27 protein-coding genes and 2 riboswitches are annotated in these 26798 nt (G+C 37.3%); of the genes, 8 read left to right on the top strand and 19 right to left on the bottom strand.

What is annotated here, in order from left to right:
* Positions 1-4: 4 nt before the first annotated feature.
* From M2M59_RS06600 to M2M59_RS06560, 9 genes are all read right to left on the bottom strand, one after another.
* On the bottom strand, positions 5-844 hold the full coding sequence (locus M2M59_RS06600) for a DUF2785 domain-containing protein (protein ID WP_249775810.1): 840 nt from the start codon (positions 842-844) through the stop codon (positions 5-7).
* 101 nt (positions 845-945) lie between these two features.
* The gene (locus M2M59_RS06595) at positions 946-2064 is read right to left on the bottom strand and encodes a Nif3-like dinuclear metal center hexameric protein (RefSeq protein WP_147193742.1); all 1119 of its coding nucleotides are present in this window, start codon (positions 2062-2064) and stop codon (positions 946-948) included.
* Positions 2061-2759 (bottom strand): tRNA (adenine(22)-N(1))-methyltransferase, encoded by a 699-nt coding sequence (locus tag M2M59_RS06590; protein ID WP_249775809.1) that lies wholly within the window; start codon positions 2757-2759, stop codon positions 2061-2063. The genes M2M59_RS06595 and M2M59_RS06590 overlap by 4 nt, the downstream gene beginning before the upstream one ends.
* A gap of 109 nt (positions 2760-2868) precedes the next feature.
* Positions 2869-3243, bottom strand: coding sequence for a cytochrome c550 (gene cccA / locus M2M59_RS06585; protein WP_066786436.1), 375 nt, complete (start codon positions 3241-3243; stop codon positions 2869-2871).
* Positions 3244-3565: 322 nt separating this feature from the next.
* The gene (locus M2M59_RS06580) at positions 3566-4129 is read right to left on the bottom strand and encodes a hypothetical protein (protein ID WP_249775808.1); all 564 of its coding nucleotides are present in this window, start codon (positions 4127-4129) and stop codon (positions 3566-3568) included.
* A 263-nt stretch (positions 4130-4392) separates the two neighbouring features.
* Positions 4393-5541 (bottom strand): RNA polymerase sigma factor RpoD, encoded by a 1149-nt coding sequence (rpoD, locus tag M2M59_RS06575; protein WP_066786431.1) that lies wholly within the window; start codon positions 5539-5541, stop codon positions 4393-4395.
* A 33-nt stretch (positions 5542-5574) separates the two neighbouring features.
* Positions 5575-7392 carry a DNA primase gene (gene dnaG / locus M2M59_RS06570; protein ID WP_147193749.1) on the bottom strand — a complete coding sequence of 606 codons (1818 nt, stop codon included), beginning with the start codon at positions 7390-7392 and terminating at the stop codon, positions 5575-5577.
* Positions 7393-7851: 459 nt separating this feature from the next.
* The gene (locus M2M59_RS06565; RefSeq protein WP_249775807.1) at positions 7852-8667 is read right to left on the bottom strand and encodes a pyruvate, water dikinase regulatory protein; all 816 of its coding nucleotides are present in this window, start codon (positions 8665-8667) and stop codon (positions 7852-7854) included.
* Positions 8668-8678: 11 nt separating this feature from the next.
* Positions 8679-9317, bottom strand: a complete 639-nt coding sequence (locus M2M59_RS06560) for a transcriptional regulator CcpN (protein WP_066786422.1) — start codon at positions 9315-9317, stop codon at positions 8679-8681.
* A 316-nt stretch (positions 9318-9633) separates the two neighbouring features.
* Here M2M59_RS06560 and M2M59_RS06555 point away from each other — a divergent pair, with 316 nt between their 5' ends.
* Positions 9634-11016, top strand: coding sequence for a glycine--tRNA ligase (locus tag M2M59_RS06555; protein ID WP_147193751.1), 1383 nt, complete (start codon positions 9634-9636; stop codon positions 11014-11016).
* 34 nt (positions 11017-11050) lie between these two features.
* Here the strand turns inward: M2M59_RS06555 and M2M59_RS06550 are convergent, their stop codons facing one another.
* Genes M2M59_RS06550 through M2M59_RS06540 form a run of 3 tightly spaced genes read right to left on the bottom strand, consistent with a single transcriptional unit; the run spans position 11051 to position 14059 of the window.
* The gene (locus tag M2M59_RS06550; protein WP_249775806.1) at positions 11051-11860 is read right to left on the bottom strand and encodes an enoyl-CoA hydratase/isomerase family protein; all 810 of its coding nucleotides are present in this window, start codon (positions 11858-11860) and stop codon (positions 11051-11053) included.
* A 13-nt stretch (positions 11861-11873) separates the two neighbouring features.
* Positions 11874-12917, bottom strand: a complete 1044-nt coding sequence (locus M2M59_RS06545; RefSeq protein WP_249775805.1) for an acyl-CoA dehydrogenase family protein — start codon at positions 12915-12917, stop codon at positions 11874-11876.
* Complete coding sequence (locus M2M59_RS06540; protein ID WP_249775804.1) at positions 12914-14059, bottom strand: acyl-CoA dehydrogenase family protein; 1146 nt, start codon at positions 14057-14059, stop codon at positions 12914-12916. Before M2M59_RS06540 ends, M2M59_RS06545 begins: the two co-directional genes overlap by 4 nt.
* 401 nt (positions 14060-14460) lie before the next feature.
* On the opposite strand from M2M59_RS06540, the gene M2M59_RS06535 reads away from it, so the two are divergent.
* From M2M59_RS06535 to M2M59_RS06510, 6 genes are read left to right on the top strand one after another with little or no spacing between them, the layout of a single operon-like run.
* Positions 14461-15366: an ABC transporter ATP-binding protein gene (locus tag M2M59_RS06535; protein ID WP_147193759.1), complete on the top strand. Its 906-nt coding sequence runs from the start codon at positions 14461-14463 to the stop codon at positions 15364-15366.
* Between the two features lies 1 nt (position 15367).
* Positions 15368-16105, top strand: coding sequence for an ABC transporter permease (locus M2M59_RS06530; protein WP_147193760.1), 738 nt, complete (start codon positions 15368-15370; stop codon positions 16103-16105).
* Complete coding sequence (locus M2M59_RS06525; protein WP_249775803.1) at positions 16106-17242, top strand: sensor histidine kinase; 1137 nt, start codon at positions 16106-16108, stop codon at positions 17240-17242. It begins immediately after the preceding gene.
* A complete protein-coding gene (locus M2M59_RS06520) occupies positions 17239-17841 on the top strand; it encodes a response regulator transcription factor (protein WP_147193763.1) in 603 nt (200 codons plus the stop codon). Before M2M59_RS06525 ends, M2M59_RS06520 begins: the two co-directional genes overlap by 4 nt.
* Positions 17842-17892: 51 nt before the next feature.
* On the top strand, positions 17893-18432 hold the full coding sequence (locus M2M59_RS06515) for a GNAT family N-acetyltransferase (protein WP_249775802.1): 540 nt from the start codon (positions 17893-17895) through the stop codon (positions 18430-18432).
* Between the two features lie 33 nt (positions 18433-18465).
* Positions 18466-18918 carry a hypothetical protein gene (locus M2M59_RS06510; RefSeq protein ID WP_249775801.1) on the top strand — a complete coding sequence of 151 codons (453 nt, stop codon included), beginning with the start codon at positions 18466-18468 and terminating at the stop codon, positions 18916-18918.
* A gap of 42 nt (positions 18919-18960) precedes the next feature.
* Here M2M59_RS06510 and M2M59_RS06505 read toward each other — a convergent pair whose 3' ends face one another.
* The 4 genes from M2M59_RS06505 to M2M59_RS06490 form a co-directional block, all read right to left on the bottom strand.
* The gene (locus M2M59_RS06505) at positions 18961-20577 is read right to left on the bottom strand and encodes a thiamine pyrophosphate-binding protein (protein ID WP_249775800.1); all 1617 of its coding nucleotides are present in this window, start codon (positions 20575-20577) and stop codon (positions 18961-18963) included.
* A gap of 179 nt (positions 20578-20756) precedes the next feature.
* Positions 20757-21776, bottom strand: coding sequence for a C45 family autoproteolytic acyltransferase/hydrolase (locus M2M59_RS06500; protein ID WP_147193769.1), 1020 nt, complete (start codon positions 21774-21776; stop codon positions 20757-20759).
* A gap of 343 nt (positions 21777-22119) precedes the next feature.
* Positions 22120-22866, bottom strand: a complete 747-nt coding sequence (locus tag M2M59_RS06495; RefSeq protein WP_147193770.1) for an amidohydrolase family protein — start codon at positions 22864-22866, stop codon at positions 22120-22122.
* A 164-nt stretch (positions 22867-23030) separates the two neighbouring features.
* Positions 23031-23204, bottom strand: a complete 174-nt coding sequence (locus tag M2M59_RS06490) for a hypothetical protein (RefSeq protein ID WP_184117502.1) — start codon at positions 23202-23204, stop codon at positions 23031-23033.
* A 161-nt stretch (positions 23205-23365) separates the two neighbouring features.
* Positions 23366-23543: riboswitch (cobalamin riboswitch) on the bottom strand.
* A 224-nt stretch (positions 23544-23767) separates the two neighbouring features.
* A riboswitch (cobalamin riboswitch) is annotated at positions 23768-23970 on the bottom strand.
* 385 nt (positions 23971-24355) lie between these two features.
* Between M2M59_RS06490 and M2M59_RS06485 the strand changes: the two genes are divergently transcribed.
* Positions 24356-24910 carry a histidine phosphatase family protein gene (locus M2M59_RS06485; RefSeq protein ID WP_147193775.1) on the top strand — a complete coding sequence of 185 codons (555 nt, stop codon included), beginning with the start codon at positions 24356-24358 and terminating at the stop codon, positions 24908-24910.
* Positions 24911-24999: 89 nt separating this feature from the next.
* Here M2M59_RS06485 and M2M59_RS06480 read toward each other — a convergent pair whose 3' ends face one another.
* The 3 genes from M2M59_RS06480 to M2M59_RS06470 are packed head-to-tail and all read right to left on the bottom strand — an operon-like array spanning position 25000 to position 26790.
* Positions 25000-25539, bottom strand: a complete 540-nt coding sequence (locus tag M2M59_RS06480) for a helicase (protein WP_249775799.1) — start codon at positions 25537-25539, stop codon at positions 25000-25002.
* A 51-nt stretch (positions 25540-25590) separates the two neighbouring features.
* The gene (locus M2M59_RS06475; protein ID WP_249775798.1) at positions 25591-26268 is read right to left on the bottom strand and encodes an HAD family hydrolase; all 678 of its coding nucleotides are present in this window, start codon (positions 26266-26268) and stop codon (positions 25591-25593) included.
* 57 nt (positions 26269-26325) lie between these two features.
* On the bottom strand, positions 26326-26790 hold the full coding sequence (locus tag M2M59_RS06470; protein WP_147193780.1) for a VOC family protein: 465 nt from the start codon (positions 26788-26790) through the stop codon (positions 26326-26328).
* Positions 26791-26798: the final 8 nt, after the last annotated feature.

The raw sequence follows: 26798 nt of genomic DNA, 5'->3' as shown, positions 1-26798 counted from the left end.
ATGACTAAGCATACACCCTATGATGTAGGTCCTTTAATTTCTCTGCCATCAATTCTCTTATGCGACAATCTCCATATTTAAATCCAATCCTAAAATAGAAGGTTTTAATGAAGTTTGCGACATTGAACTTGGTCTGGAAAAATTTATTTGAGAATCCTTCTTTCTCAAATATCAAATCTAAGCTATTAAATATTTGCAACACCCATTGTTCTAATTCCTTCTCGCTTTGTCCTTTTTCCAATAATGCTTCTATCACAAAGATTAACCGCTCATCTTCATCGTCAATATAGGTTGCATCTTTAAACAAACACTGTTGGACTGTTTGAAGAATTTTTGAGAATTGTAGTTCCTCTATTATCTTAGGATGACTTGCAAGAGATGCTAATAAGTCCGCTCCATGTGCAATACTGTGAGCCCACCCCTTTTTTTCTACATATCCTCTTGTATCCATCTCGACATTCATATAAGTAATGGCTCTGTTCATTACACATTCTAAATTCTTCAGCGTTAAAAAGTTCAATTCACTATCTTTTGTTAATATCCCGGTAATGACTAAAGAAGAAAATGAGCGAGTGAAAACTGAATCTGTATTTAATTCGCCAATCTTATAGAACAGATGGTTCTCATCTAAACAGATTTCCAAAATAGAACAATATTGCTCAAAGGTTAATAAATTTTCATTAAATATTCTTATAAATGTTGGATATATTAGATTATCTCTTAGTTCCGGGTCAACTGATCCTATATTATCCAACATATTTTGAATTAAATATTTTAATTCAGCTTCAACAAAAGTTCCAATATTCCGACTCTTTAATTGATTAAGTTGTAATTTTAAATTCATGTTAGATACCTTTCGACTCACCATTTTTTTAAAAGACTCCATTATATAACTCAAATAAACATGGCTTTTGTATTTCCATGTTCATTTGAGTCTTAACTGGTTTAAATAAATTGAAATGGCTCAGTAGAGAGTTTTGAAGGGATAAATGTGCAATCAATTTTTTGCTCTTTGCATAGTTCGTCCATCTTTTTTGAAACACCTATTTTCATGATCGATTCTACATGGTGCCCAGGGTCAACCACGTGGAGGCCTAAGTTTTCTGCATCTTGTGCAACATGGAAATACAAGTCACCTGTTACAAAGACATCTGCACCTGCTCGTTTCGCATCATAAATATATTTGTTGCCATCGCCACCGAGCACTGCTACTTTTGAAATATTTGAAGATAAATCACCAACTACACGAACAGCTTTTACCTTCAGTTTTGCTTTTACATGTTCTGCAAAGTCTTGCAAGGTCATTGGATGAATCGTACCAATCCGACCAAGCCCCATTTCTTTAGCAGGTGTCTCAAGAACAAACAAATCATACGCTGGCTCTTCATATGGATGAGCATTCAGCATCGCACGTAGGACTTTATTTTTCTTGCCTTCTGGGACCACGACTTCAATCTTCACTTCTTCCTCTATATGAAGCTTACCGAGTTTTCCTGCAAATGGATTAGCACCTTCTTGCGCTCTATATCTGCCTTCACCTTCAAGGGTATAACTACAGGAGTCATAGTCGCCAATTTGACCAGCCCCAGCTCCTGCTAGCGCTTGTCTTAATGCTTCAGCATAATCAGTTGGTATATAGACCGCTAGCTTATACAATCTTTCCGTATATGTTGGCACAAGGGTTTCACAGTTTTCTAATTGTAAGGCTTCTGCTAATAAATCGTTTACTCCGCCTTCTGCTACATCAAGATTCGTATGTGCTGCATAGACTGCAATATCATGCTTGATGCATTTTTCTATCAGTTGGCCCTGTGGCGAATCAGTGCGCATATTCGCTAATTTTCGGAAGATAGGCGGATGGTGTGCAATAATTAATTCACATTGATTTTCAATTGCCTCATCAACCACTTGTGTATTCACATCCAAAGTGACCAATACTTTTTTTATTGGCTTATTTAAGGTGCCAATAGCTAAGCCAATTGGATCACCTTCCATTGCAGCTAACTTTTTAGGAGACCATGTTTCAAAAATACTAATGATTTGTTGCCCATTCGCTACTTTCAATCTTTCAAAACCTCCTTGACCAGTTCTATTTTCTGTTGAAGTTCTCTTTCTTTCTCTGCAATAGCTATAGTTGGTTCTGCTTGTTTTAATGCTTCTAGTACTTGTAGCCATTGATTTATTTCATGTTGCCACTTCTCTTTAAAGACAGCATTTTTCTCTTTATAGAGTACGGGGCCTAATAGTAATTGTACTGTGTTTAACGATTCTTCTCCTCGTTCTAGAACAAGCACTTCATAGATTTTTTCGTCTTCCTTCAGTATTTCCTCATTTATAATCTTCCAGCCATTTGCCATTGCCCATTCACGAATAGCTATCGCATGAATATTCGGCTGGAGGATCAGGCGCTCTACTCCCTGCAAACGTTCAGCATCTTTTTCTAATATGGAAGCAATTAGCGGACCTCCCATACCTGCAATTGTAATAGCTGTGACGCCATCCTCTTTTTCTATAGCTTGTAGGCCATCAGCAAATCGAACAGCAATACTTTCTTGCAATTGTTCTTTTCTTACTTCGTTGCATGCGGATTCATAAGGGCCTTTCACCACTTCACCAGCAATGGCTCTATGTATAACCCCCTGCAACACTAAGTAACACGGCAAATAAGCATGGTCACTCCCTATATCAGCCACAATGGCTTTCTCTGGTACAAAAGAGGCTACTGTTTGAAGCCGTTTGGATAATTTTTGAGCATTCATATAAAGTCCCGTCCTTTCATCTTATATTGTAACTGATAATAGATAGTATTTGTATGCAAAAAACCCTTATCCACGTTGGATAAGGGTTTGCAAAATAGTCGAGAATTAATTATTTTAATCCAGAGATATATTTTGCCATTGCATCAAGTTCAGCGCCTTGAACTAAACCAGCTGGCATGCCGCCGCCTTTACCTTTAGTTAAGATGTCTTTAACTTCTGCTTCAGATAAACCTGTGCCATGTAAGTTAGGACCTACATTACCTTTAAGGTTGTCTCCGTGGCAAGAGATACATTTTTGTTGAGCAATTGCTTCAGGATCTGCTTCGCCTGAAGCAGATTTGCCTTCTGTTTGTTCAGTTTTTTCTTTGTCTCCGCCTTTAGCGATTTCAGCTTTTTTATCTGCTCCGTCAATAGACATGAAGAAGATTAAACCTAAGCCAAAAGCCATGATTAAGATATACGGAATAATAGGATTTTTCATCAATTTACCCTCCCTCATAAGTTCAATCTATTTCTATAAATAGAATCAGTCAACACTTAATATTGTACTTCATTCCGCAAGAAACGGAAAGACCTTCTGAAGAAGTTTTCAATCGTTTGTGACAAAATTGCCATATTTGACACAAAAAAAATAAATTTTTCTTGCATTTTCTCTTATTAGTATCACCTTCGTCCATTTCTCTGTCCTATTTTGTAGGAAAGCCATTTCAATGGTCATATACCTACATCCTTATTTTCTACACTTTATTCATCGTTATGCTTCCTAATCAAATTTTAAAGTCACACAGATTTTCTAGTTTCTATTACTATATGAAATAATAAATAATTAAAACTAAAAGGCCTAACCCACCTGAAATAAGGAAATAAATTAAGTGTAACCATATACCAGAGATAATCCATAGAACACAATTCCCTATCAAAACACCATATAACACCATTGATTGGCCTTCAAAGAAAATATTTGCTCCTTTTATCGATATCCCAAAGAGCAGAAGAGCGATTGTTGCGTATGCAAATGTTGTACTAATAGCTCTATTAGGAGACAACCGAAAAATCAATATAATGATCCCAATGATGGCTGCAATACTAATGGCAAGCGGAATAAAAACGAGAGGCGCTTGTAAATAAAAAAGTGCAATCAATAACAAAAGGATACCAGCAATTGTTAGGCTTTTTTTCCAAATCATTTTTACTGAGCCTTTGGCTAATATGGAAGTGGATGCGCTTACTTCATCTATAGAGAAATCCTTGCTATCTTCTCCAGCTGTGTAGAGAGTTGTGAGAAAATCACAGTAGTGCTCCGGTAACAGTTTATTTTCTTTCCAAAACGCAATCTCGCTCAATATGACTTCTTTTTTTTGACTATTCATCCATTCACCTCGAACTTGTTAAGCTCTTTGATTTTCACCTTTAAAAAAGGCACCTAATTAAATAGGTGCCTTTTAATTATTGCACTCACGGACAACTTCTCCATGTGCTCTCCCTTGAAGAAATAGTTGAGCCAAGCTGCCTGTATAGCTTTGACAATCATGGTCTGATTTTATACTATGATTTAAATCTTACTGTATAAGAAAGATGATTTAGAGAATTTCTCCTGTAAACGTCTGATTGATTAACAATCAGGTGCCCACTGTTATTCTAAGAAATCTTTTAATCGCTTACTGCGTGAAGGATGGCGCAATTTTCTTAGCGCTTTCGCTTCAATTTGTCTGATACGTTCTCTTGTTACACCGAAGACTTTACCTACTTCTTCTAGTGTACGAGTACGGCCGTCATCTAAACCGAAACGAAGGCGAAGGACATTCTCTTCTCGGTCTGTCAATGTATCTAATACATCTTCTAACTGCTCTTTTAAAAGCTCATATGCCGCATGATCAGATGGCGATTGCGCTTCTGAATCTTCGATGAAATCGCCTAAATGAGAATCATCTTCTTCGCCGATTGGTGTTTCAAGTGAAACAGGCTCTTGGGCGATTTTCAAGATTTCACGCACTTTTTCTGGTGTTAAATCCATCTCTTCACCAATTTCTTCAGGTGTTGGTTCGCGCCCTAAATCTTGAAGTAGCTGGCGTTGCACACGAATCAATTTATTGATAGTCTCTACCATGTGCACTGGAATACGAATAGTACGAGCTTGGTCGGCTATTGCACGTGTAATCGCTTGGCGAATCCACCATGTAGCGTACGTAGAGAATTTGAATCCTTTACGGTAGTCGAATTTTTCTACTGCTTTGATTAAGCCCATATTTCCTTCTTGGATAAGATCTAAGAAAAGCATTCCGCGACCAACATATCTTTTGGCAATACTTACTACTAACCTTAAGTTAGCTTCTGCCAACCGTTTGCGCGCTTCATCATCGCCTTGTTCAATACGTTCAGCTAAAGCAATTTCCTCTTTCGCGCTTAATAAGTCAACTCGTCCAATTTCTTTTAAATACATTCGAACAGGGTCATTTATTTTTACGCCTGGAGGAACACTTAAATCATTCAAGTCAAACGTTTCTTCTTCGGCATTTCCTTTTAGCAAGCGATCAAGATTCTCTTCGTCTCCGTCTTTTCCGCCTAGTTCGATACCATTCGATTCGAGCTTGTCGATGAATTCTTCTACCTGATCTGCTTCCATTTCATATGTTTGCAGCTTATCAGCAATTTCTGCATAAGTTAATTCACCATTTTTTTTACCTGTTTCAAGCAAGATTTTTTTGGTTTCTTCTAATGTATGTTCTAAATCCAATTCTTTTACTTCTTTTTCGTCATTTGAACGTTTAGACTTGTCCGCCATAGGTGTTTCCTCCTTCTGCCAATCACAATCAACTTACATACGAGAAAGTGATTTCATTAAATCAAAAACTTCTTTTGAAAGCTCCATAGCACCTTTGATATCGTGCATTTTTTCAGCTTCTTTAATTGCCGAAGTTTTATCATGAATTTGTTGTTTAATTCTAAATTTCTTTAAATGCGCCCGGCAATCTGCAATTTCTTCATCCGCATGATTCGGATCACGCTCGACAAGAGCCGCTTCCATTATAATCTTTCTAAGCTCTCTGTCATTGATAACTTCAGCGAAACGCTTATAATCCGCTTGTTCATATTCTTCATAAAACCCTATTAAGTGTATATATATCGCCATATAATCTTCCCGTACAAAAGGATTCTCATCCTCTTCTTGGCGAATTCGATCCACTATATCAATGTTATGGAGCATATGCGAAAGCAATAAACGCTCTGCTCTATCTGTTGCTGTAATGGGTTTTTGAAGAGTTGGCTGCATTAAAGGCTGTATTTGTTGCTTTTGATGCTGTGAACTTTTAACTACCTGAGCTTCTTTTTGCCGCAATTGCATTTCTAAAGTCTCAGAGGATATATTCGTATCCATCGAAATCTGTTTAATATATAATTCTTTTTCAATGGGCGATATTCCTTCTATTAAAAAGTTCAGTGCCTCATCGACATATTGCAATATGTCGTTTTGGTATTGAAAATTCTTATTGCGCCTTGCATGCATTAACATGAAGGCAACATAGCTTTGCGGCTCGCTTATTACTTTTTCCTTAAAAGCATCTGGACCAAATTGCTGTATATATTCATCCGGATCTAAACCTGTAGGCAAAAGGGCGACTTCAACATTGAGTTTTTCAGCATGGAGCATTTCCGCTGCTTTCTTCGCCGCTTCCCAGCCGGCTTTATCACCGTCATAGCAAACAATTATGTGATCAGTTAGACGTTTAATCTTTGCCAAATGTTGCGTTGTTAGAGCTGTACCCATAGAGGCCACTCCATTAAATACTTCCGCTCTTTTGGCTGATAGCACGTCCATAAAACCTTCAAACAGGACAACTTTGCGTTCTTTCCTTATAATAGGTCTAGCCTGATCTAAGTTATAGAGCACTTGTCCTTTATGAAAAATAGGCGATTCAGGGCTATTTAAGTACTTTGCATCCTCACCACCGCTATCTAAAATTCGGCCAGAGAATGCGATAATTTTTCCTTGCTCATCACGAATAGGGAACATCACACGGCCTCTGAAACGGTCAAAGTAACCTGATCCGTCCTCACGTTTGATAATTAATCCGCTTTGTTCCATTTCGTCTAAGCTAAAGCCTTTTCTCGCTAAAAGTTGAGTCAATGAATCCCAATGTGGCAAAGAGAAACCAATGCCATTAGATTCTATCTCCTCTTTTGAAAATCCTCGTTGTTGTAAATAGGAAAGCCCTTCTTCACCTTCTTCTGTATGAATAAGCAAATGTTGATAATATTCTGCTGCAAAGGCATGAGCCTCTTTCATTCTTTCCTCTTCCGGCGTTGCAGAAGATACATGATGATCATGTGAAGAAGATACATCAACATGGATACCTACTTGCTCACCAAGCTTAGCTGTAGCTTCTTGAAAGGTAAGATTTTCAATATCCATTAAAAATGTTATGGCACTGCCGCCAGCTCCACAGCCGAAGCAATGGAATATTTGCTTATCTGTTGATACGGAAAAAGAAGGTGTCTGTTCTCCATGGAACGGACATAAACCAAAATAGTTTCGTCCCCGTTTGGTCAACTGGACATAGTCTGATACAACATCGACGATATCTACCTTTGTACGGATCTCTTCAATAATCTCTTCTGGTATTTTTTGTGCCATTCCATCACCATCTTTTTTTGTTCAAATAACCAATTCGAGATTATCATTATAAATTCCTTCATTTTTCGACAAAAAAATAAAATTTTTAACCTTTATTCAAAGGCAATAGTCTTTAAAAGGAAAAGATTAGGAATTTAGGTGTGGAATAAGTGCTCGCAAAAGTTAAATTGTTCATTCAACAAGTAGAAGATAATTTCTACCCAATAAATGAGGCATTATTTTATTTACTTTAGTATTGACAAAATCTCATTAATTATTTTTACCACAATTTTTTATTATAAAACATTTGTTTCGGAAATTCTACCACAATTTTGATATTTTTATTAAGCAAACAAAAAAACCTTCTGGAATATGAAGGCTTTACACCTCAAATATGGAGGTTGAGTATATTTGTGGATTCTAAAGCAAGTCAACTTTCTTTTCAATTACCTTTTGAATAGAAAGAAGAATCTCCAACCATTATTGATTAGAGATTTGGATACGGTGCAATATATCATTTGCTGTTTCTTCGACCGCTTTATTGGTGACATCAATTACCTGGCAACCAATTCTGCCCACTACTTTTTTGAAATGGACGATTTCTTCATTAATACGTTCGAGACGAGCATAATTGGCATCATCATTTAGCCCTAAAGCAATTAAACGTTCTTTTCGAATATTATTTAACTTATCCGGAGAGATAACGAGTCCAAAACATTTTTTTGGATCGACCGAAAAGAGTTCTTCTGGTGGTTCTACTTCCGGAACAAGCGGGACATTTGCCACTTTAAAACGCTTATGTGCCAAAAATTGCGAAAGTGGTGTCTTAGACGTGCGCGAGACGCCGACTAAAACGATATCAGCCTTTAGTAAACCTCTAGGATCTCGACCATCATCATACTTAACAGCAAATTCAATCGCTTCAATTTTTTTAAAGTAATCGTCATCCAGTTTTCGAACTAAACCCGGTTCTTCAATTGGTTCAATTTGCAACGTATTTTGTAGCATTTCCATCATGGGACCCATTAAGTCTACCGCAGGAATCCCATTTGCACTGCAGCTCTTATGCAAATAATCGCGCATTACTTCTTTCACCAATGTATAAACTATCATAGCTCCCTGTTGATTTGCCAGAAGCACAATTTCCTTTAACTGTTCAATACTCTCTACGTGTGGAAAGCGTTGGATTTTAGTATCTTGCATGCCTGGTCTAAATTGGCTGATAGCCGCTTTCGTAACTAAATCTCCCGTCTCTCCTATAGAATCCGATATAATAAAAACAGATATATTATTCATGGTTTATCACCTCACAAATCATGATTTTCTGCGAGCGATAAAAATGCACGCGTTATATTTGTTTTTGTTAAACGACCAACAACTTCCAGGCCATCTGGGTGTTGCACCACAACGGGTAATGCGTCTATTTGTCTTTCAATTAGCTTGTGGGCCGCCTGTATTAAACCATCTGATTTAAAACAATAGGCTATATTCGGCATCCTTGTCATAATAATATGTACTGGAATATGGTTTAAATCTTGGCTGCCTATACTTGTGCGAAGCAAATCTTTTCTAGAAAGTACACCTGTCAAATAAGAATTTGGATCCACGACAAATAACGTGCCCACATCTTCTAAAAACATCTGACAAATAGCATCATAAACAGAAACATTTTCTGAAATCACTACCGGTATAGACTGGAAATCTTTCACCTTCATATTAGTCATACTGTCAACTACAGCTTGATTGGATTTTTTGCCAGAATAAAAATACCCTACTCGGGGTCTTGCATCTAAGAAACCAGCCATTGTCAAAATCGCTAAATCAGGCCTTAAGGTAGCGCGTGTCAATGATAGACGCTCAGCGATATGCTCTCCTGTAATCGGGCCATTTTCTTTGACAATTTCTAAGATTTCTTCCTGACGTTTGTTGAGCTCTATTGGACTCACCGCCTCAAAAAGTGTTATACTCAATACCTAATAATTATATACTACTTTCATTCTTATTGCTAAGAAAAGAATCACGTGGTACAATTGTCTTCATAATAAAGCGATGAACGGTCAATAAGTATGATTTCATCTTGACAAGCGAGTAGAGATGGTGAAAGTCTACACGAAATCAGAAAAAGGCAGCCGGGAGCTAACTTTTTAAAGTGGATTACTCAGGTAATCAATCGGGGTGGAACCGCGGGTATAGCACTCGTCCCCGGGTACAAATATGTGCCCGGAGACGGGTGCTTTTTATTATTTTATTGGAGGGTTTAGAATGGCAAAAACAATGGAAAGTATCGTATCTTTAGCGAAACATCGCGGCTTTGTCTTCCCAGGATCAGAAATTTACGGTGGTTTAGCGAACACATGGGATTACGGTCCACTAGGCGTTGAGCTAAAAAACAACGTAAAAAAAGCTTGGTGGCTAAAATTTGTACAAGAATCTGAGTATAACGTAGGATTAGACGCAGCAATCTTAATGAATCCTAAAACTTGGGTTGCTTCTGGCCATGTTGGTAACTTTAACGATCCAATGGTCGATTGCAAAAAGTGTAAGTCTCGCCATCGAGCAGATAAATTGATTGAAGATGCTGCATTAGCACAAGGTGAAGAAATTGTTGTAGATGGTATGCCGTTCGACAAAATGGCGGAAGTCATGAAAAAATATGATGTACATTGCCCAGATTGCGGCGCACAAGATTTTACTGAGATTCGCCAATTTAACCTTATGTTTAAAACATTCCAAGGTGTAACTGAGGACTCTACTAATGAAATCTTCCTTCGTCCAGAAACTGCCCAAGGTATTTTCGTTAACTTTAAAAACGTTCAACGTTCTATGAGAAAACGTGTACCATTCGGTATTGCGCAAGTCGGTAAATCATTCCGTAATGAAATTACACCAGGTAACTTTACATTCAGAACACGTGAGTTTGAACAAATGGAACTTGAGTTTTTCTGCAAGCCTGGCACAGAGTTAGAGTGGCATGCTTATTGGAAAGAGTTCTGCAAAAACTTCCTATTAAATTTGGCTATGCATGAAGAATCTATGCGTCTTCGTGACCACGATGAAGAAGAACTTTCACACTACTCTAATGCAACAACTGATATTGAGTTTAAATTCCCATTTGGCTGGGGCGAACTATGGGGTGTAGCATCTCGTACTGACTTCGACTTAAAACGCCATGCAGAACATTCAAGTGAAGATTTCACTTATATAGATCCTGCTACAAATGAACGCTTTGTACCTTATTGCATCGAGCCATCACTAGGTGCTGACCGTGTGACACTTGCATTTTTATGTGACGCTTACGAGGAGGAAGAGTTAGAAGGTGGCGATTCACGTACTGTTCTTCGCTTCCACCCTGCTCTAGCACCTTTTAAAGCAGCCGTATTGCCGCTTTCTAAAAAATTGGGTGACAAAGCTTCAGATGTATGGGCAGAATTACGCAAGGCATTCCCTGTTGATTATGATGAATCTCAATCAATTGGTAAACGATACCGTCGTCAAGATGAAATCGGTACTCCATTCTGTATCACGTATGACTTTGATTCAGTGGAAGATGGTCAAGTTACAGTCCGCCATCGTGATTCAATGGAACAAGTTCGTATGCCAATCGCCGATGTTCAAGCTTATATCGAAAAACACCTTGTATTCTAATAAAAAGGAGATGTGCTTATTGCACATCTCTTTTTTATTTATTAAATTGTGGATCTCTTTTTTCCGCAACTGCCCTTACACCTTCTTTAAAATCTGGAAGTTCAGTTACAATACCCATTTGCGATGATATATAGTCTAGTGAAGAGCGCAAACTCATTGTTTGACTTTGATAGACAGCTCTTTTGATCATTTGAACGACTACCTTAGATTTACCTGCCAATTTCATTGCATAGTCGTTCGTAAATTCTTCTAAGTCAGTATCCTTTACAACATATGTGACAAGCCCATTTTCCTTTGCATCCTGTGCTGAAAGTATGCGACCCGTCCATAATAAATCCAGTGCTTGATCAACCCCTATGATTCTAGGTAAATAGTAAGCTCCTCCATCTCCTGGTACTATACCAACGTTGATATAGCTTTCTGAAAGCTTAGTGGATTCTGCTACAATACGAATATCACACATTAATGCCATATCAAGACCTGCACCCATTGCAAAGCCATGTATTTGCGCTATCACTGGTTTATCAATCTCTTCCAACAAAAGCGGGATGCGTTGGATTTTTTTCCAAAGTGAATTTTTCCGTGCTAGTGCCGTAGAGGTAATATCCTCCTTGCTCGCAAAGAAGCCTTCCCCCGCCTTCATCGCTTGAATATCACCCCCTGCACAAAAACACCGCCCATTGCCTTTAACTACTAGCACATGAATATCCTCAGAATCTCTCACTAATTCAAGAGCTTCAATCCATTTCAGAATCATTTCTTCACTAAATGCATTCATACTTTCAGGTCTATTTAAGGTAATTGTTGCAATGTTGCCGTTTTGTTCAAACAATAAATCTGCCATCCCACACCTCTCCCTAATATGTCGTTAAAAATTCCCACATGGAATTATTTGATTGTAGTAAATCTCTTGATAGTTTTTGGCTCCATTTAAGATGCCCTCTTCCTTCATCACGGTAAGACCATAGTCGGCGGGTATAATGATGCAGGTGGTGTTCATACGTGACGCCGATTGCTCCGTGCACTTGATGAGCGGATGCGGATACTGTCCGAATAGCTTCTTCTATACGTATTCTTGTAAGAGGAATTTCATGGCGATGTCGTTTTTCCACTAAAGCCTCCATCATATTATCTACAGCTGAATCAACAATAACTGTTTCTCCGGCTAACTGAGCTATATGATGCTGGATGAGCTGAAAGCGGTGGATGTAGCGTCCAAATTGCTGCCGCTGTTTTGTATATTCGATGGTTGATTCATAGATTTTTTCTAGTGTGCCTGCAATGACAGCGCATTTTGCTGCTGTTTCTAGTAAAATCATTTCTTCTATCTGTTCATCATCTATTATTCTGCTTTTTTCCAGGATAGGAATAGCCGTTAACTTTATATAGTCGCGCGGCTCCCCAGCTAAATTGGCACCCTCTTTAACTAGAGCATCCTTTAACGGTACTTTTACTAGGTAATTTCCTCCACTTCCCTTAGCAATAGTAACAAGGTTACTAGCATACCTTCCCCATGCTACATGAGGAAACGCTCCACTAACTTCCCCATTTTCGGATAAGGTACAATCAGGTGTATCAGATAAATTATAAGTAATCATTTCATCGGTTGGCGCAAGATGGAACTTCTCCAGTAAATAATTCGAAAAAATATACTCCATCAGGGGAATGGGCACAGCATATTTGCCACCTATCTTAAGAAGTGAAAATAAATCCTCTAAATCACCACCTGCTCCGCCTGCTTTTTCAGAAATACATGCAGCTAGTAATCCATTCTCTTTCAATATTTCCCACACATCATCTGCCCATTGACCTTCATCAATCAAATCTACGGTTTCTTTTGTAATGTGCTTTTTAAATATTTTTTCCATCGTCTTTACTAACAGCTCTTTTATCTCGCTCATCCATTAATCACATCCTTTGCAATGATGCCGTATAGTATTTCTGTCGTCCCTCCCCGAATAGTAAAGCCTGGCGAATGTAGAATAGACTGAGCCATATACCGATCTAACATTTTTTGAGCATCCATTGTTGGATATGTCTCTGTTAAAAGACGTACCATTTCAGGAATGCTTTGCTCGAATTGTGTACCCATTGCTTTGACCAAAGCTGCAGGTACAGCCACCTCACCGCCTTGTTCCAACATTTTCGCAACACCGAGGGATAAATTTCGTAGACTCCAAAGCTTCGCGACAAGCTCAGTTAGCTTGTTCATGGCTTCTTTATTTTGCTGTTGCTTAAGAATCGAATATATTTCTTCAAGGAGCGGGAATGTGCTAAGAATCCGCTCAGGTCCACTTCTTTCATAGGCTAATTCAGCAAGTCCTTGTTTCCACCCTTCTCCTATTGTTCCAACTATACGGTTATCTGGAACAAATACATCTTCAAAAAAAACTTCATTGAAGTGATGTTCCCCTGTCAAATATTTTATAGGTTTGACGCTAACACCTTTATCATGTAAATCTATAATCATTTGGCTTAGTCCACTATGTTTTGATTCCTTGCTATAAGGAGCAGTTCTCACTAAAGTAATCATAAAATGAGCGTCATGCGCGTTGCTCGTCCATGTCTTAGCGCCGTTCACCAGCCATCCGCCTTCTACTTTTTTTGCATTTGTGCTAACAGATGCTAGATCAGAGCCGCTGTTCGGCTCACTTAAACCAATTGCAAAAAAACATTCTGCATTTGTTATTCTAGTCAAGAAATAACTTCGCTGCTCCTCTGTTCCATAGCGCAATAAAAGAGGACCTGTTTGCCGATCCGCAATCCAATGAGCTGCAACTGGAGCGCCAATCGCTAAAAACTCTTCAGTTAAAATATAGCGGTCAATTGCACTTCTTTCCTGCCCACCGTATTTTTGGGGCCAGGTCAGCCCAATCCATCCCTGTTCAGCAATTTTTTTAGAGAATTGTGGATTACAGCCGCTTAGCCATGAATCACACGCGGTCTCGAATGTTCTATTCGCCAATTCCTTTTGTAAAAATGAACGCACTTCTAATCGGAATTTCTCTTGATCCTTCGTAAATTGTGAAGATGGTAATTTCATCTTGATCATGCTCCTTTGCCGATTTTCACGCCACCTTACATCTATATGCGTATCGTAACAATGGAACACCTATTAACACAAGAAGTTTTTTCTGAATATTTTGTCTAAATGGGGTCTAAAGATAGTTTCTAACTATTCATCTTATGTTTATTCAGGAATGATGATGAAATTCAAGGTAATATTTTTTGAGGCGATGTAAATCCAATTAAGGTTCAGTTTGTGAATTTTCATATATACAATTTATTTCATAATTTTCAGAGACGAATGAGTTATAAAAACAGTTGTCTTCTCTGTTTAGGAACACAATACATGACATTTGTCATTTTTCTTCATGACGTAAACGACTAATGATGTTTCCTGCAGCATATTAAAATGAACATATAACAGTTGGGGGTGAAAAGATGAATGACGTTGTTACTTTTTACAATGTAACCAAAACTTATAAAGACCAAAAAGCAGTGAATGAAGTTTCTTTTTCCATACAAAGTGGAGAAATAGTTGCTATTTTAGGGCCGAATGGAGCGGGTAAATCAACCACAATTATGTTAATGCTTGGCCTTTTAGAGCCATCTTTAGGATTAGTGCAATTATTTACTCATTCTCCGAAAGAAAAGCTGGTTCGCGAAAGGATTGGGGCAATGCTGCAAGAAGTTAGTGTAATTGATCGTTTAAAGGTAAAAGAGATCCTTGAATTGTTTCGAAGTTATTATTCGAATCCTTTATCTTTAAGTGAATTGATTAAATTAAGCGGAATGTCTACAGAGCTTTTAAATCAAAGAGCAGAAAAGTTGTCGGGCGGCCAAAAGAGAATGCTCAATTTTGCACTATCACTTGCAGGAAACCCAGACTTATTATTTTTTGATGAACCAACTGTGGGGATGGACATTAAAGCTAGAGCAAATTTTTGGAACACAATTCGCATCTTAAAGGATAAAGGAAAAACTATTATTTTCACTACACATTACTTGCAAGAAGCGGATGATGTAGCAGAAAGGATACTTCTTCTGCATGATGGCAAACTGGTTGCAGATGGGCACCCTAGTGAAATCAAAAAGAAAATAACAAAACAGTCTGTCTCGTTTCTTGCTTCTACTGATTTAACGCTGGACCAATTCAGATCTCTACCACATGTAGAAGATGTTTATCTAGAGGAGGGCAGGATTTACTTAATTACAAATGATACAGATACGGTTTTATTCTCTTTAATTAAATCCAACTCTAGCGCTGAAATTAGCGAAATTCAAATTAAACAGGGGCGTTTAGATGAGGTATTTGAACAATTAACATTGAGCAAGGAGGCACAATAATATGTATGCCATGTGGATGCAAACAAAAGCTGAAACACTGAAAGTTTTAAGAAATCCCTATTATGTCTTTTGGTCACTTGCCATGCCTATTCTTTTTTACTTTCTCTTTACGAAAATCATTAATACAGGCGTAGATGATAAACAACAATGGCACAAGCATTATTTAATGTCGATGACAATTTTTAGTATTATGGGATCTTCCATTATGACGTTAGGTATTCGGCTTGTACAGGAACGGACAGAAGGCTGGTCCCGCTTTATGCGTATTACACCTCTTTCAGAGTATAGCTATTTTATTGCCAAAATGATGGCGCAAACAGTGATTCATATACTATCCATCATGGTAATCTTTGCGGCTGGCATAATAATTAATGGTGTTTCCTTATCATTCCAAGAATGGCTTTTGAGTGGTTTGTGGATTTTGGCTGGTTCTTTGCCATTCCTTGCACTTGGCACTTTAATTGGGACGATGAAACGTGTGGATACAGCTTCCGGTATTAGTAATATCCTTTACATGGCATTGGCAATTATGGGTGGTATGTGGATGCCAATTGAAATTTTACCTAGAACAATGCAAGCAATCGCTAAATGGTTGCCTTCATATAATTTAGGAAACGGTGCTTGGGAGATTATCAGTGGTAGATATCCTGAATGGTTTAACGTTTTGATTTTGTCGGGTTATTTCTTCTTATTCGTGATATTATCTAAATATGTAAGAAAAAAACAGGAAGCGATATAAATGAAAAAGAAAGAAACCTTCTCGATTTTCCCTAAAAGATATGGATTGTTCCCCTATGTGTTTTTAATATATTTGGGAATGCCTGCAACTCTTGTTATACAAAATGAAATAGGTCTTAAACGAATTCTAGGATTAATTATCGTTCTCATATTTGCAGTGTCTTACAGGCAAATGTATTTTAAAGCCGGAAAAAAGTCTTTTGACTCTTGGCTTGCACTACAGTTAATTATTATTTTTTTCATGAGTTTAGTTTATGATTTCAATTTCCTATTCTTGGGATTTTTTTCTACTTACTTTATAGGCTCATATACTGAACAAAAGAAATTTTTCAGAGCTTATATTGCTCTTTGTCTTGCTGTAATCATACCACTGCTCTATTTATATTTTACCGTTTCGTTTAGTCTTATCTTTATTTTTCTTTATTTGCTCGTTATGCTATCCTCCCCATTCGGTATTCGGTCTATGATCCAGCGGAGGAATTTAAAGGAACAATTGAATGAAGCAAATGAGCAAATTCAACAATTGATCAAACGGGAAGAAAGAATTCGTATTGCGCGCGATTTACACGACACACTTGGTCATACTCTATCACTACTCACATTAAAAAGTGAATTAGTCGGGAAGCTTATTGAGAAAAATCCCGAGAGAGCCCGCTTAGAAGCTAAAGAAATGGAAAGAACATCTCGCTCAGCCTTAAAGCAAGTTAGAGAACTTGTAACAGATATGCGAGCAATTACAGTTGCAGAAGAATTAAATGAAGCAAAGTTAATTCTTACAGCGGCATGTATTGAGCTATATGTCGAAGGTGATGTAGATTTACCAGATGTGCCTTCTTTAACGCAAAATATTTTAAGTATGTGCCTGCGTGAAGGCGTTACAAATGTTGTAAAGCACAGTCAAGCAAGTCATTGTAAGATTAGTAGTAAAGCTGTAGCTGGCCATGTGCTAATAACTATTATAGATGATGGGGTTGGCCTTACAAACACTATTAATAAAGGAAATGGACTAAAAGGAATAGAGGAAAGGCTCTCTTTAATCGAGGGAAGGCTTATACTTACTTCCTCTCAACTAGGAACAGAGTTAACATTTCAAGTTCCGATCATCATAAAACAATTGAAAGAAGGGGTCGCTTTGTGATTCGAGTTGTAATTGCTGAGGACCAACGGATGCTAAGATGTGCACTTGGTTCTCTTTTAGATTTGGAAGAAGATATCGAGGTCGTTGGTCAAGCTGAAAATGGTGAAGAAGCTCTGCGTATTATCTATTCATTCAAACCGGATGTATGTTTACTAGATATTGAGATGCCAATTAAGAGCGGACTTGATGTTGCTGAGGAACTGAAACAACTAGATTCTTCTTGTAAAGTTATTATCCTAACTACATTCGCTCGACCTGGTTATTTTGAGCGTGCTTTAAAGGCAAATGTTCATGGCTATTTTTTAAAGGAAAGCTCAAGCGATGAGTTGGCAGATTCTATTCGCCATATTATGAAGGGCAAACGCGAATTTGCACCTGAATTGGTTTTTGGAAGTGTGACAGAAACAAACCCGCTGACTGCTAGGGAACAAGATGTTCTTAGGCAAGTAGCAGCAGGCAAGACTGCAAATGAAATTTCTGCGAGCCTCTATTTATCTTCGGGCACTATCCGCAACTATATATCAGAGATCATTAACAAGCTTGGAGCAAAAAATCGTATTGAAGCCATCAGCATGGCTCAGCAAAAAGGATGGATATAAGAAAATTCTCAGCTAAAAAACAAAAAGATCATAATGAATGGAGGAATACGTATGTTTACATATACAGTTAATAATGATATTAGATTAGGCTTACTCGAAGTTCGACATGCAGAAGAACTTTTTGCTCTTACTGATCAATCAAGAGAAAGCTTAGAGAAGTGGTTACCGTGGGTAGCGTTTACGCGTACAGTACAAGACTCAAAAAACTTTATTGAGGGTACACTAAAACAATTTAGCGAAAACAATGGATTTCAAGTAGGCATTTGGTATAAAGATGAGCTTGCTGGCGTAATTGGTCTACATGGAATCAACTGGACGAATAAATCTACATCAATTGGTTATTGGCTTGGAAGCAGTTTTGAAGGTAAGGGATTAATGACCAAGGCATGTCAGGCGGTCATTCAATACTGTTTCGAAGAGTACGGTTTACATCGAATTGAAATTCGGGCTGCCACTGGAAATCACAAGAGTATTGCCATTCCCGAACGACTCGATTTTACAAAGGAAGGATGTATTAGGGAAGCAGAATTGTTAAAAAACGGTTTTGTGGATTTTTATGTTTTCGGTCTGCTTAAATCAGACTGGAAATAGTGAGCCAACATAATATTGGAGTGAAAATAAGGCATGCGTTTGGTTAAAATAATGATAGGGATGCTATCTATTTTTCTATTAACAGGTTGTTTTGGTGAAAGCTATGACTTTTCTCCACCCACTGTCTCACTTTCAACATCGAATGCTATTATTTCAAAAGAAAAATTAGCAGAGGCGAATATTAAATGGTACCAAGACAATGTTTTTAACAAAAAAATAGACAATCTTTTCGCTTTAGCAAGAAAGCAAGAGCCCATATTAGTGAAAAAAGGAAGCCAACTTGAACTTAATATAGAGAATGGGTATGATGAGCTTGAAAATATAGAAGTTTCCATCTGGAAAGGCCAAAAAGAAACTATTTTAGGAATTGAAGAAGATAAAACCTTCTATTTACCCAAAGTAGAAGGCGAATATATGATAGTAGTTGAACTTGATACATCTAAAGGAATGGGTCAATACGTTGGAAATCTTATGATTACAAAATAATAAAAAGATGTGGTGACTGCCTATACAATCACCACATCTTTTTTAATTTGTTTCTGGGAAGAAGACTTGGGCTGTTCTGATATCTACGAGTGTTGGAGCATTAGTATTCAGCGCTTCTTCCAAAAGTGATTCTAAGTCGGTTTCTGATTCAGCACGAAGTCCCTTCCAACCACAAGCTTCTGCTACTTTCACAAAATCCGGATTTGTTAAATCTACCCCTACTTCCTTCTTATCAGCAACTTTAAGTTTGTCTCTCTCCATTTGCAGAGCCTCGTTATTTAAGACAATGACTGTAATATTTAAGTTGTAGCGGGTAGCTGTTAGTAAATCTGCTAGGACCATTTGGAGACCGCCGTCCCCTACTATCGCAACTACTTGTTTTTCTGGTTTAATAAGCTTAGCTGCCATCGCTGCGGGAAGACCAAAGCCCATCGTGCGCCAGTAACCGGAAACTAAAACAGTTTGATTCTTCTGTTTAAAATTACGGTTAGTCCATACTGTATTGTCTCCCGTATCAAGTGCAAGGACAGCATCCGCAGCTACTGTTCGGTCAAGAGCACGGATAATGCGAGATGGATGATAGGGATACCCCTCTGTGCTACCTTCCTGCTCATTTAGCTGAGCCCATTTTTCTTTGATTTCCTGACAGCTTGCTATCCAGTCTTCAGAACGGGAAAATCCTTGAAGGCTCTCTGTTAAGAGAGGAAGAACTTCTTCCGTTTTGCCCATAATACCTAGCTCGACAGGAATGCCTTTTTCAAATTTATCGAAATGGCAATCGATGTGAACGATGCGTGCATCAGTTGGCACATATCCTTCCGGCCACCAGGTCGTACCAGCCAAAAGTACAACGTCTGCCTGTTTAAACAAATCAGAGGCATAAGGATTTCCACCTTCACCAATCCCTTGCAATACATGCGGAGAAGATTCATCAAAAACTCCTTTACCTCCTAAGCTTGCTAGGATACCCGCTCCCCACAAATCTGCAAGTTTCTCCAACTCCTCTGAAGCACTTGCAGCGCCAGCACCTGCGAGTATCATGGGACGCTTAGCTGTTTTCATGATGGCCGTTGCCTGTTCTAAGCTTTCTTTCGTAAAGTGGGCTGAGCCCTCTATAACCTGTGGCAACGAACGCGGTTTACCTTTGGCTACCATCATGAAAATGTCTTTCGGTATAGACAAATGAGTTACAACCCGCTGTCCGAGTGATGTTTGTACTGCTTTGTGTAGAAGTTCTATCGTGGCATCTGGACTCGTAAGATTAGCAGAATAAGAAGCGAAAGGCTTCATTAACTCCTGCTGATCAATATATTGTGGAAACTCAGTACCTATTTTATTACTAGGTGCTTGACCAGTAATAGCCAGAACAGGCGCTTTGTCTGCATGAGCATCACCTAGCCCATTCATCAGATTAGTAGCTCCTGGCCCCATTGTTGCTGTACATACTCCAAGCTTCCCTGTTAGTTTCGCCTCGGCTGAAGCCATAAATGCAGCAGTCGACTCATGTTTGACCGCGATGAATTTTATTTTATCTTGCTTAGCCAGTGCATCGATGAGACCAAAACTAGCATCTCCAACAACTCCATAAATTCGTTTCACGCCAAATAAAGACAGTTGATCAAGCATTAATTCCGCAACTGTACGCTTAGTTTCTCCCATAACATGAACCTCCTTGATAAATCTTTTTAACTTGCCTTGAAGTAGCTATCCCTTATTGTTCATATTATTTCTTCCCCTAAAAAGCGTTGGTTAACCCTCATCTATCTATTTGAGGATGTTGCTGTTAAACGGATAATCTTTGCTTTGGATAAACATCATTTTAGTAATGCAGATGTATATCATACTTTGATTATTCCTTTTAGAAAATGCTGATCTATATTCTTTCCATTCACCCATTCATTTAAGTCAATATCCAGCACCTCTGAGCTTTGGGCAATGGTTGTTAAGATCCTTGCATTGGCATAAGAATACGAAAAAGTATGAAGGGTGCCAAATAAGTTGTCATAGTCACTGAAAAACAATGGTGATGTAGTTTCTTTAAACTGTTCAAACATTTCTTCATGTGTAATAGCTTTTTCTTTAAAGCCCTTCAGGTATTGTTCCCGTTTCATTGAACCATCTATTGAAACTCTATTTTGGTTTTTCATTTCAATTGTTCGAAAGTGATTTTCACATGACATTAAAGATTCTTCTCGTCTTATATTTACATTCAAAGGACTCGCTTCGACTACTGCTAAGCTTCCATTCTTATCTCCTATTGAAAAGTTGTAGCATGCTGAGTGTGGTATCTCTTTTAGCATTTCAATTGCCTCTTCAGTAGTAGAACAGCTATCCAAAACCATTCGAATTGAAATCCATGGAGATATGCCCACCGTATAATCATTATTACTCACAAAATGTAATCCTATGACTAGACCTTTCTGATTTACACCATCATGTCTTCCCAGTCCCTGAAGGTTGTATCCTGCAGAAGCAAAGGTTCCTTCAGGTTGAACCAAACTAAAAATGCCATCATATAAATCAGGCGTAAAATCATAATTTCTAACATAATAATCTTTTGTTATGATGGCAGAACACCCCATTGCTTCTGTTTTAGGTACATCATAACCTGAAAATAAGGATGCTGCTTTTGGGAAGGAGAGGTTCAAACCTTGAGCAATCCCTTCTAATTCTTCAAGCAGCTGCGGCGCAAAAGTGGTATAGATCGATTTCATATTCGGAATATCAATCTCTGGCTTTGTTATAACTTCAAAGGTCTTCAATATCGATGGGTTATTTTTAAAGAAATTCGCCAATTGAACTCCTATATTAAACGAATTATCTCTTGCTTGAAGAATATCTACAGCAAAATTTGTCATTACTTATACACCTCTATTATTTTTCTATGAGCATAATTAAAGAATTAATCCTCTCTTAGCGTGCAACTCCTTAATTGAAAGATACTATTTCCATATCCATAAATCCTGCCATTAGTTGCTTTTATTAGACATTTTTTATTTGTATCTATTGTAAATAAAGATCAATTAAAATAATTTACCTCACAAAAAACCCAGCCTTATAAAAGACTGGGGCATTATCTACTCATTTTTTCTTTTTCCAAGTTTCCAAAGGCGAGCACAGGTTGTACATTTCTAACAAACTTTCAAGACTTTAACGAATGGTACAGTTGGTGTTGCATCCATACTTTGAAAGAGCTGAACCTCATCTCATAAAATACCAATTATAAGCATTCTTATATAGAATTTCCTCCGCTTCTTTTTCATTAAATAGCCCTTGAATTAATTCAATGTCTGCTGTTTCAAACGGTCTTGTTGCTCTCGTTGAGGGTAAATCTGTACCAAACATTAAGGCTTCGGGGTTAGCCTGGTAAATCTCTTTTAATGCTTTTTCTACATTTAATTCGACGCGACCAAATCCCGTGGCTTTAACACGTACTCCTCGATCCACAAGTCTTAATAAATGTGGCAATCCTTCCGCAGATAAACCCAAATGGTCAATAGAAATAGCCGGCAAGGTTTCTATCGTAGATGCAATGCTTGGCAATTCTTTGGCATCTATATAAAGCTCACTGTGCCAGCCTGCCAAATCATATACCCTTCTAGCTAGATAATCGAGCTTTGAAAGATCTTCTGAACCACCGCGCTTCACATTAAAGCGCAATGCTCTAACACCATCCATATGTAATTTTTCTATTTCCTCATCCGACACCGTAAAAGGCAATTGGGTCACACCACAAAAGGTTGGCCCTAATAATTTTAAAGATTTGACTAAATAGTCTTGGTCAAATCCTTGAAATGAACCAGATACAATTGCACCCCCTGCTATCTCAAAAGAGGCGGTATCTCTTTGATAATCTACTACATTGTAAGAAGGCGGAAGATATCCCTGATTTTCAAAAACCGGAAACTCGTAATCAATTATATGAAAATGCGCGTCGAATAGTTTCATTTAAACTCTCCTTTTTAAAAGAATTTAGAAAGAAAAAATCTTTTAACTCTATATAAATAATAACAAGGGAAGCATATTCAAACAAATACGTATATGAAATACTTCACATTATAAAGGTTACTGAAATTATAAGACGCTAAAAACTTTATTTAATATTAAGTCAACTATCCAAGCAATTCTTTACGAACAATTTCAAAAGCTTGAGAAATTTGCTGATGCTGATTTGGAAACTTACGATTTAATTCCTTTTTCATATCATACAAGTTCTCATACTGATGTACGATTTGATTATTCATTACTAATGACCGAAATTCTTCAATAAACATATCTTTCTCCATTATTGTTCCTCCTTGAAATAGAAGTAACATACTCCAAATAAAAAACGCTATTCCTTTTCAGAAATAGCGTGGACATTTTTGCAAGTTTAAATAAGCGTAAAAAGAACTCTTTTTTCGCTTCTAGTCGCACAAAAACACCACCTATCTCCACGTAGGTATTTGGTGTGTACTTGAATCTTGGCAGGTCTCCTGACTTATCTTCAACGCCCTCTATGCCTTCCCGTTGTTCACAGTGGCTTTAAATATAGGCTCCAAATTACAGTTGCGGGACAGTGCCGGATTCTCACCAGCTTCCCTTTTAAGTATACCTTCGTATGCACCAGTTCATGACACGTATGTTATTATCGAGATTAAGCTGGTAGATTTCCTTTTAATAAGGGTTCAACACTCCTTTTTATAAGGTAACTACTAAGCTATCACATTACTTGATTACACAATATTTAAAAACAAAAAAACAACTCTCATCCATTTATGGTGAAGTTGTTAATAATAGACAAAACAAATAAACATACTGCTGAGGTATGTATACTGCCTCTCACTAACACCTCCCTATCCTCGTAGGTAAATTGATGCTCATCTATGGCAGGTCTCCTGACTTATGATCTTCATTTATAAGCCCCTTCCCATTTTCTAATTTATGAAAACAGTGGTACCGCTTATAAACTCCCAAATACAGTTGCGGGACAGCGCCTGAATTACACAGGCTTCCCTTTTAAACAATGAAAATATAACTCGACTTCATCGTACCAATAAATGCTTGCTATTCAATTTTCATACTTAACATTATCAAACTACTTTTTATTTTACAATAAATAAATATATTTTAAGATTCAATGTCTTTTACTCAACTATATTATTTTAACTAATTTTTTCAAGCCTCTTCAATCTCCAATTGATATTCTGCTTTCCTAATTTTCTAGAAATAATATTTAGTTCCGAAATTTATCTACTATTCACCTTTATTACATCACTTTATAAGAAGGAAAAAGAGGTACCTCTATAGAATAAGTAAACAATTGATTGGAGATATAATCGTATTTATCGAAAATGTCGAAGGTGCATTAAGAAAGGAAAATAAGTGGCGAATCATTGAGAAGTATAAACCTATCTGAGAAAGTAATTCCTAACGGTTATTGAAAGGAGTGATTTGATTGAAAAAAATTTATATTGTAAGGCACTGTGAGGCTAAGGGTCAGTCGGCAGATGCAACTCTTACAGATAAAGGTTATAAACAAGCTACAGATTTATGCAAGTTTTTTTGTGATATTGAAATAAATCATATAATTACCAGTCCGTTCGTCCGTGCAATTGAATCCGTTCAACCACTAGCAAATCATTTGAATTTACAGATAGTTACTGATAACAATTTAAAGGAACGTGTATTGAGTTCAGACAATTTTAATGATTGGCTAGAAAAACTTGAAGCAACATTCAACAATCATGAATTAAAATTTGAAGGTGGCGAATCGAGCGCTGAAGCTGGAAATCGTATAATCACTGTTGTCGAAGGGATTTTTAACAGCAATCATCAAAATACTGTAATTGTTACACATGGTAATGTAATGTCCCTGCTACTTAGACATTTTAATGAAAGCTTTGGTTTTAAAGAATGGAGAAGTCTCAGTAACCCTGATGTGTACCTTTTAGAAAACAGGGATAATAAAGTAACTTTTAAAAGACTATGGAGAGAGCCTTCTTGCTTATAGGATGTAACGCTTGCTGGCTTTTCAGTGTGTCTTGCCCCAGAAAGGCCAGTATTTTATTATTTTCATGCCGTTCAATGAATCGACAATGCTTAATTTTGACAAAAAACAAAGTGATCTTCTGAGTCCAATACGTGCAGGTAGTCAGCGATGTATCCTCGTAACCACAGTTCCCCATCAATTCTTCTAAGATAAAACCCCTTCGGAAAATTTACGTCTTCAGATAATATCTCTGATGCTATTGTAACGGAGCCATATGGTGCCTGATGTTGCAAAGAAGACTTCCCCAAATTCCCTTCAGGCTGATCAAGATATGCCAACCTTAAATATGGTCCAAGCTCTACAGGACATAAGTCTAAACCAACTTTTTTTGCTTTATTAAAAAGCTGAGGTATTGTTGCTCCTTCAGGGAAGCCAAGATTGCGTACTTTGAGCTCAACTGTTTTCACCTTGTATGCCTTCTCTGAAACAGTAAATTTATCATTATCAAAAAGTTTTTCTCCATATTTATTCAGCAAAATAGAATGTTGTTGTAACTTCTGAAGTAGCTGCGTTTTCGCAAGGCCGCCAATCTTAATGATCCTGCAAATAGTTGGGCACTCAGGATATATTTTATCTATTTCTATTTCCATTTGATATCACTCCATACATAATGAAAATAATAGTAAATAAAAGTTTGGTTACTAACCACGAAGAGAGTATGACTTGTTTAACCTTAAAATTAATGTCTTTAGCTCAATTAAATCATTTATAACAAAATCGGCATGGGAAAGTTCATTTTCATTTGCAAAATCAAAATTACATCCAATAGAATGCAGATCATTATCTTTTGCGGCATTGATATCAGATAAGCGATCACCTACTACTGCTGCATCTTTAATATTGTATTTCTCTACAATACATTTCACTAAGTCTGATTTGTTCAGTGAATCGATTTGTTGAATACTGAACGTTTCGGTTACCCATTTATCTAAATCATAATAACGGATGATGGCGTTTAAATACTCCTGCAATCCATTACTAGCTATGTAGATTGAAAGTCCTTGCTCCTTTAAAAAATCGAAGACTTCCTTTACATTGGGATATAAAGAACCATTTCCTCGTTCTATATTGTCTATTAATACCTTCAAGAAATATTGATCTGTGTATCTTCTTTCTTCACTAGAATGATTGGGCAATAGCGTTTCCCATACCTTAGGCAAAGGAACCCCCATTATTTCACGATATTTATCGATAGGTGTTGCTCCCTCCCATTTATTCATTGAACAAAGATGTTCAAAAGTTTCATCAAGCGCTAGCTCTAATATTGTGTCTGTTTGAAAAAGAGTACCATCCATATCAAAAATGATTGAGCTCAACATTACCTTTCTCCTTTTCTATCAAATTTCTAGGGTTTATTAACTTCTACTTTATTCCTTTTAAAAATCATTTTTATTTAATTGTTCCCATTCACTTAAATACATACGTGTAGCAATTTCTTTAGGATTCTTAAGTTTGCAAATAAACTCTAAACTATTACCATCCGGATCATTAAAATGGATTTTAGCATGAGCATATTGTTGGTGGGGCATCACAAAAGGTTCAATCGGTTCGAAACCAAATGCTTCTCTTGGTTTAACTCCTCTATCCCTAAGCCAAGCCACTGAAGTCTTCAAATCTTCTAGAGTTACTTGAAAAGCCACATGCCTGATGGAAGGATGGTATTCTAGTTTTACATTGTCAGTTTCCCATAAACCTAACCAACTTTTATCTTTTTCTATCCACAAAAAAGCAATTTTATCGTCAACAATATGATCTAGTTCTAAACCGAGCTCTTTGTAAAAAAGTACAGATTGTTTTAGATCGCTAACTGGTAAATGTGCTTCATATAATCCTTTTATCATTTCGATCT

This window comes from Rummeliibacillus sp. G93 (assembly GCF_023515935.1).
Taxonomy (GTDB): Bacteria; Bacillota; Bacilli; order Bacillales_A; family Planococcaceae; genus Rummeliibacillus; species Rummeliibacillus stabekisii.
The sequence above is the reverse complement of the archived record's forward strand: the minus strand, read 5'-3'. Positions and strand labels throughout refer to the sequence as shown.